At 69.4% G+C, this 14853-nt stretch carries 12 protein-coding genes; 2 read left to right on the forward strand and 10 right to left on the reverse strand.

The genetic code is table 11. The features are described 5' to 3' along the window. Nucleotides 1-25: 25 nt before the first annotated feature. The 10 genes from AQJ46_RS09640 to AQJ46_RS09685 all read right to left on the reverse strand — a co-directional run bounded on the left by AQJ46_RS09640 (nucleotide 26) and on the right by AQJ46_RS09685 (nucleotide 12863). Complete coding sequence (locus tag AQJ46_RS09640) at nucleotides 26-1798, reverse strand: IucA/IucC family protein (protein WP_059205171.1); 1773 nt, start codon at nucleotides 1796-1798, stop codon at nucleotides 26-28. Further along, complete coding sequence (locus AQJ46_RS09645; protein ID WP_059205172.1) at nucleotides 1795-2346, reverse strand: GNAT family N-acetyltransferase; 552 nt, start codon at nucleotides 2344-2346, stop codon at nucleotides 1795-1797. Before AQJ46_RS09645 ends, AQJ46_RS09640 begins: the two co-directional genes overlap by 4 nt. Beyond that, nucleotides 2343-3620 carry a lysine N(6)-hydroxylase/L-ornithine N(5)-oxygenase family protein gene (locus AQJ46_RS09650; RefSeq protein WP_059205173.1) on the reverse strand — a complete coding sequence of 426 codons (1278 nt, stop codon included), beginning with the start codon at nucleotides 3618-3620 and terminating at the stop codon, nucleotides 2343-2345. Before AQJ46_RS09650 ends, AQJ46_RS09645 begins: the two co-directional genes overlap by 4 nt. Further along, nucleotides 3604-5046 carry a lysine decarboxylase DesA gene (gene desA / locus AQJ46_RS09655; RefSeq protein WP_059205174.1) on the reverse strand — a complete coding sequence of 481 codons (1443 nt, stop codon included), beginning with the start codon at nucleotides 5044-5046 and terminating at the stop codon, nucleotides 3604-3606. The genes AQJ46_RS09650 and desA overlap by 17 nt, the downstream gene beginning before the upstream one ends. Before the next feature lie 140 nt (nucleotides 5047-5186). Beyond that, complete coding sequence (locus AQJ46_RS09660; RefSeq protein WP_059205175.1) at nucleotides 5187-6020, reverse strand: siderophore-interacting protein; 834 nt, start codon at nucleotides 6018-6020, stop codon at nucleotides 5187-5189. Between the two features lie 34 nt (nucleotides 6021-6054). Next, entirely contained in the window at nucleotides 6055-7101 is a 1047-nt protein-coding gene (locus AQJ46_RS09665) for an ABC transporter substrate-binding protein (protein WP_059205176.1), read from the reverse strand. A 131-nt stretch (nucleotides 7102-7232) separates the two neighbouring features. Then, nucleotides 7233-8393, reverse strand: a complete 1161-nt coding sequence (locus AQJ46_RS09670) for an acyl-CoA dehydrogenase family protein (RefSeq protein WP_059205177.1) — start codon at nucleotides 8391-8393, stop codon at nucleotides 7233-7235. Between the two features lie 7 nt (nucleotides 8394-8400). Further along, on the reverse strand, nucleotides 8401-9321 hold the full coding sequence (locus AQJ46_RS09675; protein ID WP_059205178.1) for a hydroxymethylglutaryl-CoA lyase: 921 nt from the start codon (nucleotides 9319-9321) through the stop codon (nucleotides 8401-8403). Then, a complete protein-coding gene (locus AQJ46_RS09680; protein ID WP_059205179.1) occupies nucleotides 9318-11240 on the reverse strand; it encodes an acetyl/propionyl/methylcrotonyl-CoA carboxylase subunit alpha in 1923 nt (640 codons plus the stop codon). The genes AQJ46_RS09675 and AQJ46_RS09680 overlap by 4 nt, the downstream gene beginning before the upstream one ends. 6 nt (nucleotides 11241-11246) lie before the next feature. Then, complete coding sequence (locus tag AQJ46_RS09685; protein WP_059205180.1) at nucleotides 11247-12863, reverse strand: carboxyl transferase domain-containing protein; 1617 nt, start codon at nucleotides 12861-12863, stop codon at nucleotides 11247-11249. Nucleotides 12864-12960: 97 nt separating this feature from the next. Here AQJ46_RS09685 and AQJ46_RS09690 point away from each other — a divergent pair, with 97 nt between their 5' ends. Beyond that, nucleotides 12961-13554: an SACE_7040 family transcriptional regulator gene (locus tag AQJ46_RS09690; RefSeq protein WP_057609663.1), complete on the forward strand. Its 594-nt coding sequence runs from the start codon at nucleotides 12961-12963 to the stop codon at nucleotides 13552-13554. Between the two features lie 107 nt (nucleotides 13555-13661). Next, complete coding sequence (locus tag AQJ46_RS09695; RefSeq protein WP_059205808.1) at nucleotides 13662-14819, forward strand: acyl-CoA dehydrogenase family protein; 1158 nt, start codon at nucleotides 13662-13664, stop codon at nucleotides 14817-14819. Nucleotides 14820-14853 lie beyond the last annotated feature (34 nt).

Raw genomic sequence — 14853 nt, forward strand, 5'->3', positions numbered from 1 at the left:
AACAGCCAGAAACAGACGGGGCCTCCTACCGGCCCGCGATGGGGTTGTTCAGCGTGCCGACCAGCTGGAGCGCGCCGGACGGGTCCGCCAGGTCCACCATCTGCTTGTTGTTGCGCAGCTGCAGGCGGTTGAGGCAGGACAGGGCGAACTCGGGCGCGAACATGTCGTACTGCCGGAACTTGTCGGCCAGTTCGGGCACCGAGTGCTGGTAGTCGCGGGTCACCTCGGCGACCGTGCGCCAGAAGCCCTCCTCCTCCAGGATTCCCTCGGCGGCGAGGTTCGCGGCGAGGAAGCGGAAGAAGCAGTCGAAGACGTCCGTGAAGATCGACAGCAGCTTCTTGTCGTCGGGGACCTCGACGCGCAGCCGCTCGACCGCCGGCGGCAGCACCGCCTCCGGGTCCATGACGGCGATCTCCTCGGCGATGTCCTTGTAGACCGCCCGCTCGACCACGCCGTCCTTCACGACCAGGATGACGTTCTCGCCGTGCGGCATGAACACCAGGTCGTAGGCGTAGAAGCTGTGCAGGAGCGGGGTGTAGTAGGCGCGGAGGTAGCGGCGCAGCCAGTCGGTCGGAGTGAGTCCCGACCGCTCGACGAGGGCGCCCGCGAAGGACCGGCCCTCGTGGTCGACGTGGACCAGCGAGGCCATCGTGGCGAGCGACTCGCCGTCCTGGAGGGACGGGACCGGGCTCTCGCGCCACAGCGCGGCGAGCATCTTGCGGTACGGCGAGTAGCGGTCGGTGGCGGCCTCGTACTCCAGGTGCCGGTAGCCCACGGCGGCGCGCTCGCGGATGATCGTCAGGCCCGTCGCCTTCAGCACCGGGTCGCCCTCGATCAGCTGGGCGAGCCAGTCGTTGATGGCCGGGGTCGCCTCCATGTACGCGGCCGACAGTCCGCGCATGAAGCCCATGTTGAGGACGGACAGGGCCGTCTTCACGTAGTGCTTCTCCGGGTTCGACCGGTTGAAGAAGGTCCGGATGGACTGCTGGGCCAGGTACTCGTCGTCGCCCTCGCCCAGGCAGACCAGCAGCCCGCGGGCGACCTCGGCGGCGAAGGTGACGGTGAGCTTGTTCCACCACTGCCAGGGGTGGACCGGTAGGAGGAGGTAGTCGGCCGGGTCGAGGTCCCTGTCGCGCAGGACGCCGTAGAAGCGCTCGACGGTCTCCTCGCCCAGCTCCTGGCGCACGAAGGACTCGTACTCGATGCCGACCCCCGCTGTGAACGCGGCGCGCGAGCGGTGCGCGGCGAGCCAGACCAGTCGGACCGGGCTCGCGGTCTCGGGGGCGTACGAGAGGTACTCGTGGATGCCGAAGCCGAGCCGGCCGTTGTTGGCGACGAAGCAGGGGTGGCCCTCGGTCATGCCGGTCTCGATGTCCTGGAAGGAGCTCTTCGCGAGTTCGGCGACCGCTACCTGGGGCTTGGTGAGCTTGTAGCAGGTGCCCGAGAGGGTGGAGGAGATCTCCTCCAGGTAGACCGGCAGGATCTCGTCGCTCAGGCCCAGGGTCTGCCTCAGTTCGATGAAGAAGTCCAGGGCGGCGAGGGGGAGTTCGGTACCGTCACGGTGGCGGGTGATCGAGTCGGCGTCGATCTGCCAGTGGTCCAGGGCGCGGCGGACGGCCGTGAAGTCGTAGCGGGTCTTGCCGTCGTCGCTGCGGACGACGTACTGGTCCTTGTCGGTCTCCTCGGGCTCGATCAGCCGCTCGTGCGCGAACTCGGCGAGGCCCTTGCGGACCAGCAGGCGGTTGGCGGTCTCCCAGCGCTCGGGGGACAGATGGGCGACGGCGTCGGCGAGGCTCATGCGGTCACCTCCGTCGCCGCCGAGCTGTGCTGAATTTCAAGGAATTGATCCCGTGTGCAGAAGCTCAACAGGGCCATTTTCTCCGGCTTCCGGATCTCTCGCTCGGGCACGAACCCGACCGCTTCGTTCAGGGCGTGGACGGCCTTGTTGGACACGTCCGGCTCGACGACGACCCGCTCGACGGCCGGGTCCTCGAAGAGGTGGGCCATCACGGCGGTGATGACGGACCGGGTGAAGCCGCGGACGGGGGTGTCGGTCGCCGGGGTGAGGAAGTGCATGCCGACATCGCCCGGCCGCGGCTCGTACAGGCCGACGAGTTCGCGGTGGGCGGGGTCGTACTTCTCCATCAGGAAGGCGGGGACGCCGTCCTCGTCGAGGCCGAGCAGCGCGTGGTGGTGCTCGTCGGCGGCGATGTCCATGTAGGCGCGCTCGACGTCGACCAGCGTGGCGTCCTGCATCATCCAGTAGGCCGCCTTGGGGTGGGTGACCCAGGAGTGCAGGAGCTCGGCGTCCTTCAGGGGGTCGAGCGGGCGGAACGTGAAGGTCATACGGAGAACTCCTGGAAGGCGATCGACTTCTCGACCGGGTAGTACTCGGTGCCGAGCAGCTCACGGATGATGCAGCTGTTGCGGTAGGCACCCATGCCCAGGTCGGGGCTGGTGATGCTGTGGGTGTGGACGCCGGCGTTCTGGAGGAAGACGCCTCTGCCCGTCACGTCGATCGCGTAGGTGCGGGACACGTCGAAGTTGCCCTGGGAGTCGTAGACCAGGCGGTCCCTGACGGGGCTCAGGAACTCAGGCTCGGCGTACTTGTAGCCGGTGGCCAGGACCAGGCCCTGCGACTCGAGCTCGAAGTCCTTCTGCTGCTCCTCCTGGCGGAAGGACAGGGTGTACGTGCCGTTCTCGTGACGCGCCCCGTTCAGCGAGGAGTTGGTGAGCAGGCGGGTGGGGACCGGGCCGCCGAGGTTCTTCTGGTAGAGCAGGTCGAAGATCTCGTTGATCAGGTCGCCGTCGATGCCCTTGAACAGGCCCTTCTGCTCGGCGGTGAGCCGGTAGCGGGTGGCCTCGGGGAGCTCGCGGTAGTAGTCGATGTACTCCGGGGAGGTCATCTCCAGCGTGAGCTTGGTGTATTCGAGAGGGAAGAACCGGGGGGAGCGGGTCACCCAGTTCAGCCGGTAGCCGTGGACGTCGATCTCGCCGAGGAGGTCGTGGTAGATCTCGGCGGCGGACTGACCGGAGCCGACGATCGTGATCGACTCCTTCTTCTGGAGCTCCGACCTGTTCTGCACATAGCGGGAGTTGTGGAAGAAGTCGCCGCCCAGGCCGCGGACCGCCTCCGGGTAGTGCGGGGAGGTGCCGGTGCCGAGGACCAGGCGCCGGGCACGGTAGGTGTCACCGGCCCCGGTCGTCACGACGTACAGCCCGTCCTCGTACCGGACGTCCGTCACCGTCGTGCTGAAGCGGACGTTGCTCAGCTTGTTCGCGGCCCAGCGGCAGTAGTCGTCGTACTCCACCCGCAGCGGATAGAAGTTCTCGCGGATGTAGAACGAGTACAGCCGGCCTTTCTCCTTCAGGTAGTTGAGGAAGGAGTACGGCGAGGTCGGGTCGGCGAGGGTGACCAGGTCCGACATGAACGGGGTCTGGAGGTGGGCGCCGTCCAGGAACATGCCGGCGTGCCACTCGAAGTCGGGCTTCGAGTCCAGGAAGATCCCGTCGAGCTCGTCGATGGGCTCGGTCAGACAGGCCAGGCCGAGGTTGAAGGGCCCGAGCCCGATGCCCACGAAGTCGTAGGTCTTGGAGTCGGTTTCAGGACGCGCGGTCAAGGGACTCTCCCAGGTACTGCTCGGCGTGGCCGGCGATCAGGTCGAGTACGGCGGCCATGTCGTCGACCGTCGTCTCGGGGTTGAGCAGGGTGAACTTCAGGTAGTGGCGGCCGCTCACCTTGGTGCCCGCGACCACCGCGTCGCCGGAGGCGAACAGGGCCTTGCGGGCGTACAGGTTGGCGCGGTCGATCTCGGCCGGGTCGGTGACGGCGGTGGGGATGTAGCGGAAGACGAGCGTGGAGAGCGAGGGCTCGACCACGACGTCGAAGCGGGGGTCGGCGGCGAGCAGTTTCCAGCCCTCGACGGCCAGGTCGCAGACCTCGTCGAAGAGCTGCCCGATGCCGTCGGCGCCCATCACGCGCAGGGTCATCCACAGCTTGAGCGCGTCGAAGCGGCGGGTGGTCTGGAGGGACTTGTCCACCTGGTTGGGGATACGTTCCTGCACCATGCGGCGCGGGTTGAGGTACTCCGCGTGGTAGGTGGCGTGCCGCAGCGTGGAGGAGTCCCGTACCAGCACGGCGGACGAACTCACCGGCTGGAAGAAGGACTTGTGGTAGTCCACGGTGACCGAGTCGGCGCGCTCGATGCCGTCGATGCGGTCCCGGTACTTGACGGAGGCGAGCAGCCCGCAGCCGTAGGCCGCGTCCACATGCATCCAGGCGCCGTACTGCTCGCACAGCTCGGCGATCTCGGGCAGCGGGTCGATGGAACCGAAGTCGGTGGTGCCCGCGGTGGCGACGACGGCCATCGGGACCAGGCCGTCGCGACGGCAGCGCTCCAGCTCACGGGCGAGGGCGACGGTCTGCATCCGCTTGTCGTGGTCGACGGGGACGGAGACCACGGAGTCCTGACCGAGTCCGAGGAGCTTGGCCGACTTCTTCACGCTGAAGTGGCTGACCTCGGAGGCGAAGATGCGCAGTTCGGCTGCCGTGTCCGTCTTGGCTTCCTCGCGGGCGAGCAGCAGCGCCTGCAGGTTGGACTGCGTCCCGCCCGAGGTGAACACACCGTCCGCGTTCTCGCCGAGGCCGATGCGCGCGGTCGTCCAGTCGATCAGCTTGCGTTCGATGAGGGTGCCGCCGGCCGACTGGTCCCAGGTGTCCAGGGAGGAGTTGACGGCCGAGAGGATGGCCTCGCCGAGCACGGCCGGGATGACGACCGGGCAGTTGAGGTGGGCGAGGTAGCGGGGGTGGTGGAAGTAGACCGCGTCGCGGAGGTAGACGTCCTCCAGCTCGTCGAGCACCGCTGCCGTGTCCAGCAGCGGCTTGTCGAGGTCGATCTCGTCGATGCGGGGAGTGAGAGCGTCGACGGTGATTCCGGTGAACGGCCTTGTGGTGGTGGCGAGTTTGGCCGCCACCCGCTCGATTCCTTCGGTCACGGAGCGGCGGTAGCTCTCCGCGGTCGTGTCATTGAGCAGGTGCGAGCGCATGTAGGGGCCCTCCGGTGGGGAAATCCGTGCGGGACGGGGCAGGAGCGGGGCGGAACCCCGGCTTCAACTTAGGTAAGCCTAACCTAATTAAGGCAGGCTCAAGCCTGCCCCATCCGTGACTGGTGTCACTTCGACGGGAGTTACTCGGCCGCCCGCAGCTGCTCCTCGGTCATCCCCTGCCGCCAGTACCCCACGAAGGTGACCCGGCGCCGGTCGACCCCGCGCTCCCGCACGAAGTGCCGCCGCAGCTCCTTCACGCAGCCGGACTCGCCCGCGATCCAGACGTACGGCCGCTCGGCGTCCGGCAGTCGGGCATCCCGGAGGGCGCCGAGGGCCATGGGGGAGCACTGGGCGCCGGTCCCGTCGGCCACGAGCCAGGTGATCTCGGCGTCCGCCTCGGTCGCGAGGTCCTGGATGTCCCCCGCGTCGCGCACCTCCAGCCAGACACGGGCACGCTGTCCGGCGGGCAGCGACTCGAGGATCGCGGAGACGGCGGGCAGTGCGGTCTCGTCGCCCCACAGCACCACCAGATCGGTGTCGTCCGGCGACCGGAACCGGATCGCCCGGTTGTCGGCGACGGCGGGCCCGAGCAACTGGACCTTGTCACCGGCGCAGGCCCGCGCTGCCCACCGGGAGGCGGGCCCGGCGGGCTCGTGCAGCACGAAGTCGATGTCGATCTCGTCGGGGTTCCGACGGAGCGAGCGCAGCGTGTACGACCGCATCACGGCCCGTACGTCGTCGGGGAGTTCACGCCACGCCTGCCACCATCCGTCGCCCAGCTCGACGGGTACGCCGGGCTCGGTCCGGCCTTCGGCGGGGAGGAAGAGGGACAGCGACTGATCGCGTCCGTCGGAGAGGAAGTACCGGAGGTCCTCTCCGGTGAAGCTGACCCGGACGAGAGACGGGCCGAGCCGCCTCGTCCGTACGACCTGGAGGGAGAAGAAACGGAACGGGGCGGCTACGGCCGTGGTCATGTGAGGCTCCCGGGGCTCAGGAAGGGGTACGGTGTCAGCTGACCTTCTTCGCGGTCTCGATCGCCTTCGCGAGGTTCTCCACCATCGCCACGCACTTGTCGTACGACGGAATCGGCTCCGGAGAACGCGAGATGACCTGCCCCGCCTTCACCGCGGGCAGCTTCTTCCAGGTCGCCTCGGTGATGTCGGCCGGCTGGATCGTCGCCGTACGGTCGTCCATCATGATGATGTCGGCCGCGTACTTGTCGACGTTCTCCCAGCTCAGCGACTCGTACCAGCCGCCGGATGCCTTGAGGACGGACGCCGGGGGCTCCACGAAGTTCACGCCGAGCGCCTTGAAGTACTCGAGGTCGATGGACAGGTTGGTGCCGGAGACGTAGAAGACGTCCTGGGCCGCGGAACCGGCGAGCACCTTGATGTCGGGGTGGGCCTTGGCGGCCGTGCGCAGCCGCTCCGACGCCGCTTCGAACCGCTTCTTCGCGTCGGTGACCTTTGTGGCCGTCATGTCGGCGCCGAGTGACTCGGCCAGCTCCCACACCCGCTGGAGCGGCGTGGTGATCTGACGGTCGTAGACGGAGACGGCCACGCTCGGCGCCAGCTTGGCGATCTTGGACGCGGAGGCCGCCGGGACGTACCAGAGGGTGCCGGCGCTGTCGAAGGTCGTGGTGATGAGGACCTCGGGCGCGAAGGCCGCGTACTGCTCGACGTTGAACTGGTCCCAGACGTTGCCGAAGACCGTCAGCTTGCTGACGTCCATGTCGCCGGCCTGGACATCGGCCTTGCCGTCCTTGGTCTTGGTGGGGCCGAAGACGCCCTTGACCTCGATGCCGTAGTCGTGGAGCGCGGCGGCGACGCCGACGAAGGCGACGATCTTCGTGGGGACCTCGTCGAGCTTCACGGTCGTGCCGCGGTCGTCCTTGAAGGTCCAGGGTCCGGACTTCGCGGCCGTGGTCTCCTTGCTCGAGCCCTCGCTGCTGGAGTCGTCGTCACCGCAGGCCGCGAGCACGGCGCCGAGGCCGAGTGCGCCGCCCGCGGCGAGGATGCCACGGCGGGTGAGATGGGCGGCTCGTGCATTGGACATGTGTGGCTGCTTTCGAACGGGGCGAAGCGCCCGCCGGACAAGTTCGAATGTAGGTTAGCCTAACCTCATTAGATGTCCAGCGGACGGGGGTGACGCCCCGTCGAAGCTGTGGGTGCCCTGTGGTCTGCGGTTTAACCCGGCAGCCCCAACTCCCGTGCGATCAGCATCCGCTGGACCTCGCTGGTGCCCTCGCCGATCTCCAGGATCTTGGAGTCGCGCCACATGCGGGCGACCGGGTACTCGTTCATGAAGCCGTAGCCGCCGTGGATCTGCGTGGCGTCACGGGCGTTGTCCACGGCGATCGTGGAGGAGTACAGCTTGGCGAGGGCCGCCTCCTTCTTGAAGGGTTCGCCGGCGACCAGGCGCGAGGCCGCGTCCCGCCAGGCGAGCCGGGCCGTGTGAGCCTTCATCTCCATGTCGGCGATCTTGAACTGGATCGCCTGGTTGGCGCCGATGGGCCGCCCGAAGGCCTCCCGCTCCTTCGCGTACTTCACCGACTCGTCCACACAGCCCTGCGCGAGTCCGGTCGCGAGGGCCGCGATGGCGATCCGGCCCTCGTCGAGGATGCGCAGGAACTGGGCGTAGCCGCGGCCCTGTTCGCCCAGCAGGTTCGCCGCCGGGACCCTCACGTCCGAGAAGGACAGCTCACGGGTGTCGGAGGCGTTCCAGCCGACCTTCGAGTACGGCGCCGCGACCGTGAAACCCGGTGTGCCGGAGGGGACGATGATCGAGGAGATCAGCGGCTTGCCGTCCGGCTTGCGACCGGTGACGGCGGTCACGGTGACCAGGCCCGTGATGTCGGTACCGGAGTTGGTGATGAAGCACTTGGTGCCGTTGATGACCCATTCGTCGGTGTCCGGGTCCAGGCGTGCCGTCGTACGGGTCGCCCCGGCGTCGCTGCCGCCGTCCGGTTCCGTGAGGCCGAACGCGCCCAGGATCTCGCCCGAGCACAGCCGGGGCAGCCACTCGCGCTTCTGCTCCTCCGTGCCGAACAGGTGCAGCGGCATGGCGCCCAGGGAGACGCCGGCCTCCAGCGTGATCGCCACCGACGAGTCGACACGCGCGAGTTCCTCCAGCACGAGGCCCAGCGCCAGGTAGTCGCCGCCCATACCGCCGTACTCCTCGGGGAACGGCAGCCCGAACAGGCCCATGCGGCCCATCTCGCGGACGATCTCGTACGGGAACTCGTGGTGTTCGTAGTACTCGCCGATCTTCGGCGCCACTACGTCATGGGCGAACTCCTCGACCGTGCGGCGGAGTTCTTCCAGCTCGGGGGAGAGGCGGTGGTCCATCGGTGGGTCACTCCTGGTGGGAGAGGGCGCGGACGGTACGGGACGGGCTGGGTCGGCCCAGGTGTTCGGCCATCCACACGCTGGTGGCGACGAGACGGCCGAGGTCGACGCCGGTGTCGATGCCGAGGCCCTGCAGCATCCACACGAGGTCTTCGGTGGCGAGGTTGCCGGTGGCGGACTTGGCGTACGGGCAGCCGCCGAGGCCGCCCGCGGAGGCGTCGACCGTCGTGACCCCGTGTTGCAGGGCCGCGTAGGTGTTGGCCAGTGCCTGGCCGTAGGTGTCGTGGAAGTGCACGCCCAGCTTCTCGACCGGTACGTCGAGTTCGGTCAGCAGCGCGCGCACATGGCCCGGTGTCGCCACCCCGATGGTGTCGCCGAGGCTCAGCTCGTCGCAGCCCATGTCGAGCAGGGCGCGGCAGACCTTGACGACCTGGGGGACCGGGACCGCGCCCTCCCAGGGGTCGCCGAAGCACATCGACAGATAGCCGCGCACGTGCACGCCCTCGGCCTTCGCGCGGCCGACGACCGGTTCGAACATCGCCAGTGCCTCGTCGACCGTGCGGTTGAGGTTGGCCTTGGCGAAGGACTCGGTGGCGCTGGCGAACACGGCGATCCGGCGGGCTCCGAGGGCCAGCGCGCGGTCCAGGCCGCGTTCGTTCGGGACGAGCACCGGGAGGTCCGCGCGCAGGTCGGAGATCTGCGGGAACAGCTGCTCCGCGTCCGCGAGTTGGGGCACCCACTTGGGGTGCACGAAGCTCGTGGCCTCGATCGTCGTGAGACCCGCGTCGGCGAGGCGGCGCACGAACTCCGCCTTGACCTCGGTGGGCACGGTCGACTTCTCGTTCTGCAGGCCGTCGCGGGCGCCGACCTCGTGGATACGGACGCGGGCCGGCAGGCCGGGCTCGGGAACCGTCATGGGCAAGGTCACTGCGCCACCTCCTCGTGCGGTGCGATCACGGCCAGCACCTGGTCCATGGCGACGGTCGTGCCCGCCGTGACGTCCAGCTCGGCGACCGTGCCGGCGTGTGGGGCGGAGATGACGTGCTCCATCTTCATGGCCTCGACGACGAGCAGACTCTGACCGGCGGCCACCTCGTCCCCGACCGCCACCTTCACGACGGTCACCGTGCCGGGCATGGGGGCGGTGAGGGAGTCGGCGCCGGCGTGACCACCGCGGGTGAGGGACGCGGCCACCGGGTCGTGGTCGCGCACCTGCCAGGCGTCACCGTCACGGCCCACCCAGTCACCGGCGCGGTGGAAGGTGTGGCGGACGCCGTCGAGGGTGACGGTGACCTGGTCGTCGGTGACGGTGTGGGTTCCCCGGCTGTGGTGAGTGACCGGTTCGAGTCCCGACACTCCCAGCGGGAAACCGACGGCCTTCCCGAGACCCCCCATCCGCCAGCCGCTCGGCACCGAGAACGGGTCGGTCCACCCGTCGCCTCGCGGCCGGAGCGCTTCGAGCCGTACGGCGGCCGCCGCCTCGTACACCTCCTCCGGTACGTCCGTGGAGACCAGGTCGTCCACCACGCGCTCGACGAGCCCGGTGTCCAACTCGCCCGCGACCACCGCCGGATGGGCCAGCAGCCGCCGCAGGAACCCCGCGTTGGTCTGCACGCCCAGCGTGACCGTCTGCGCGAGGGCCGCCCGGAGCTTCCTGAGCGCCGTCGCGCGGTCCGGGCCGTACGCGATGACCTTGGACAGCATCGGGTCGTACAGGCTGCCGACCTCCGTGCCCTCGCTGAGCCCGGAGTCGGTGCGGACGCCGTCGCCCTGAGGCTCGTGGAGGCGGAGAACGGTGCCGCCGGAGGGGAGGAAGCCCTTCGACGGGACCTCGGCGCAGATCCGGGCCTCGATCGCGTGCCCGGTGAGCGTGATGTCCTCCTGCCCGCAGGGAAGTCGCTCGCCCGCCGCCACCCGCAGCTGCCACTCCACCAGGTCCAGGCCGGTGATCAGCTCGGTGACCGGATGCTCCACCTGGAGGCGGGTGTTCATCTCCATGAAGTAGTACGACGACGGGTCGTCGCCCGGGACGATGAACTCCACGGTGCCCGCGCCCCGGTAGCCGCAGGAGCGGGCGGCCTCGACCGCGGCCTTGCCCATCGACGCGCGCGTGCCCTCGTCGAGGAGGACGCTGGGCGCCTCCTCGATGATCTTCTGGTGCCGGCGCTGGAGGGAGCACTCGCGCTCGCCGAGATGGATCACGTTCCCGTGGCCGTCCGCCAGCACCTGGATCTCGATGTGCCGGGGCCGGTCGACCCACCGCTCCACGAGCAGGGTGTCGTCGCCGAAGGAGGCACGGGCCTCGCGGCGGGCGGCGGCGATCTCCTCCTCGAGGACCGTCAGGTCCCGGACCAGCCGCATGCCCTTGCCGCCGCCGCCCGCACTCGGCTTCAGCAGCACGGGCGCGCCCAACGCGCGCGCGGCCTCGGCGAGATCGGGGTCGCGGCCGCCGGGCACCACGGGCACCCCGGCCGCCTCCACGGTCTCCTTGGCGCGGATCTTGTCGCCCATCAGCGCGATGGAGTCCGCCGTCGGCCCGATGAAGACCAGCCCGGCGTCGGCGCACGCGCGCGCGAAGGCCGCGTTCTCCGCGAGGAAGCCGTAGCCGGGGTGGACCGCCCGGGCGCCGGTGCGGGCGGCCGCCTCAAGAAGCCGCTCGACGGACAGATAGCTCTCCGAGGCCGGCGCCGGGCCCAGTCGTACCGCTGTGTCCGCCTCCCGGACGTGCCGCGCGTCCGCGTCCGCGTCGGAGAAGACGGCCACGGAGCGCACGCCCATGGCGCGCAGGGTGCGGATGACCCGGACCGCGATCTCGCCCCGGTTGGCGACAAGCACTGTGTCAAACATGGGTCCTCACATCCGGAAGACGCCGAACTGGGGATCGCCCAGCGGCGCGTTGGCGCATGCGGTCAGGGCCAGCCCGAGCACCTGCCGGGTGTCGAGCGGGTCGATGACCCCGTCGTCCCAGAGGCGGGCGGTGGCGTAGTAGGCGTTGCCCTGGCGTTCGTACTGGGCGCGGATCGGGTCCTTGAAGGCCTCTTCGTCCTCGGCGGCCCAGTCCTCCCCGCGGGCGTCCAGCTGGTCCCGCTTGACGGTCGCGAGGACGGACGCGGCCTGTTCGCCGCCCATGACGGAGATCTTGGCGTTGGGCCACATCCACAGGAAGCGGGGGGAGTAGGCCCGGCCGCACATGGAGTAGTTCCCGGCGCCGTACGAGCCGCCGACGACCACGGTCAGCTTGGGCACGCGCGTGCAGGCGACCGCGGTCACCATCTTGGCGCCGTGCTTGGCGATGCCGCCCGCCTCGTAGTCCTTGCCGACCATGAAGCCGGAGATGTTCTGCAGGAACAGCAGCGGGATGCCGCGCTGGTCGCACAGCTCGATGAAGTGGGCGCCCTTCTGGGCCGATTCGGAGAACAGGATGCCGTTGTTGGCGACGATCCCGACCGGGTGGCCGTGGATCCGGGCGAACCCGGTGACCAGGGTCTGCCCGAACTCGGCCTTGAACTCGGCGAATCGGGAGCCGTCGGTGATGCGCGCGACGATCTCGCGCACGTCGTAGGGGGTGCGGGAGTCGGTGGGGACGGCGCCGTAGAGGCCGTAGGGGTCGACCTTGGGCTCCACGGCGGGCCGGACGGACCAGGGCAGCGGCCCGCGCGCGGGGAGCGTGGCCGCGATGTTCCGCACGATCCTCAGGGCATGGGCGTCGTCCTCGGCGAGGTGGTCGGTGACGCCGGAGACCCGGGAGTGCACCTCGCCGCCGCCGAGCTCCTCCGCGGTGACGACCTCGCCGGTGGCGGCCTTCACGAGGGGAGGGCCGCCGAGGAAGATCGTGCCCTGGTTCCGGACGATGACGGCCTCGTCGCTCATGGCGGGGACGTAGGCGCCCCCGGCCGTGCACGAGCCGAGCACGGCGGCGATCTGCGGGATGCCCGCGCCGGACATCCTGGCCTGGTTGTAGAAGATCCGCCCGAAGTGCTCGCGGTCCGGGAACACCTCGTCCTGCATGGGCAGGAAGGCGCCGCCGGAGTCGACGAGGTAGATGCAGGGGAGGCGGTTGTCGAGGGCGACCTCCTGCGCGCGCAGGTGCTTCTTCACCGTCATCGGGTAGTACGTGCCGCCCTTGACGGTGGCGTCATTGGCGACGACGACGCACTCCCGCCCGCTCACCCTGCCGATCCCGGCGATGACCCCGGCGGCCGGGGCCTGTCCGTCGTACAACCCGTCGGCGGCGAGGGGAGCGAGCTCCAAGAAGGGCGAGCCGGGGTCGAGGAGGGCGTCCACCCGGTCCCGGGGCAACAGCTTCCCGCGCGCGGTGTGCCGCTCGCGCGCCCTCTCCCCACCGCCCAGCCGGGCCGCGGCGAGCTTGTCCCGCAGCTCGTCCACGAGTGCCCGGTGGCCCGCCTCGTTGGCCTGCCAGGCCTCCGACGCGGGGTCCGCCGCGCTCGTCAGCTCGGGTGCCTGATCCATGTCCCGCGGTCCCCTCACCCAGTGATCGCCTGTTAATGAGCGTTAACCATTTCCTTCAGGTTAACGACCGCTAACCTCCCTGTCTAGAATTGCTTCCATGGCCATGAGAACCGACGCCCCCACCCGCCGCGAGCAGATCCTCAGGGAGGCCGCGCGGCTGTTCGCCGAGCGTGGGTTCCACGGCGTGGGCGTGGACGAGATAGGCGCGGCGGTCGGCATCAGCGGGCCCGGCCTCTACCGGCACTTCGCGGGCAAGGACGCGATGCTGGCGGAGCTGCTGGTGGGGATCAGCGGGCAGTTGCTGACGGGGGCGAAGCGGCGGCTGGCGGAGTCGGACGGCACGCCCACCGAGGCGGTACTCGACTCACTCATCGAGGGGCACATCGACTTCGCGCTCGACGACCGCCCCCTGATCACCCTGCACGACCGCGAGCTGGACCGCCTGCGGGACAGCGACCGCAAGCTGGTCCGGCAGCTGCAGCGGCAGTACGTGGAGCTGTGGGTGGAGATCCTGCGCGGGGTCTACCCCGGCCTCGCCGAACCCGCCGCCCGCTCGGCGGTGCACTCCGTCTTCGGGCTCCTGAACTCCACCCCGCACCTGGGCCGCCCCGGCTCGCTCCCGGGTCGCGGCGCCACCGCGGAACTGCTGCACCGCATGGCGAGGGGGGCGTTCGCGGCCGCGGCGGCGTGACGAGCGTTACGGGATCACCTCTGGACGCCTCTCCTTACCGGCCGGTACCTTTGAACCTCTGAGCAAGCGCTTAGGCATGGACTCTCAGTCAGGTGGAGGTGGCGGCGGTGCGCCGTACGGTGTTCAACGAGGACCACGAGGCGTTCCGGGAGACCCTGCGGGCCTTCATCGAGGCCGAGGTCGTTCCGGTCTACGACGAGTGGTTCGCGGCCGGTCAGGCGCCGCGCGACTTCTACTACAAGCTCGCCGAGCTCGGCATCTTCGGCATCCGCGTGGACGAGGAGTTCGGCGGCGCCGGCATCGACTCGTACAAGTTCGAGGCCGTGATGTACGAGGAGACCGCGCGCGCGGGCGTGCAGTTCGGCGGCTCCGGTGTGCACGTCCTGCTCGGACTGCCGTACATCAAGATGCTGGCGACGGACGAGCAGAAGAAGCGGTTCCTGCCGAAGTTCGTCACCGGCGAGGAGATGTGGGCCCTCGCGATGACCGAGCCGGGCACCGGCTCCGACCTCGCGGGCATGAAGACCACCGCCAAGCTCTCCGAGGACGGCACGCACTACGTCCTCAACGGCTCCAAGACCTTCATCACCGGTGGCGTCCACGCCGACCGCGTGATCGTCTGCGCCCGCACCTCCGCGCCCACCGCCGAGGACCGCCGCCACGGCATCTCCCTGTTCGCCGTGGACACCAAGTCCGAGGGCTACTCCATCGGCCGCAAGCTCGACAAGCTCGGCCTGAAGACCTCCGACACCGCCGAGCTCGCGTTCGTCGACGTCAAGGTCCCCGTCGAGGACCTCCTCGGCGAGGAGAACAAGGGCTTCTACTACCTCGGCCACAACCTCGCCTCCGAGCGCTGGGGCATCGCCTTCGGCGCCTACGCGCAGGCCAAGGCCGCCGTCCGGTTCGCCAAGGAGTACGTCCAGGACCGCACCGTCTTCGGCAAGACGGTCGCGTCCTTCCAGAACACCAAGTTCGAGCTGGCCGCCTGCCAGGCCGAGGTCGACGCGGCCGAGGCCGTCGCCGACCGCGCCCTCGAGGCCCTCGACGCCGGCGAGCTCACCCCCGCCGAGGCCGCCTCCGCCAAGCTGTTCTGCACCGAGGTCGCCCACCGCGTCATCGACCGCTGCCTCCAGCTGCACGGCGGCTACGGCTTCATGAACGAGTACCCGATCGCCCGCCTGTACGCGGACAACCGCGTCAACCGCATCTACGGCGGCACCAGCGAGATCATGAAGACGATCATCGCCAAGGACATGGGTCTGTAAGCCGCCCGCAACCACCGGCCGGTACAAAAGAACC

This window comes from Streptomyces canus, from assembly GCF_001514145.1.
Classification (GTDB): domain Bacteria; phylum Actinomycetota; class Actinomycetes; order Streptomycetales; family Streptomycetaceae; genus Streptomyces; species Streptomyces canus.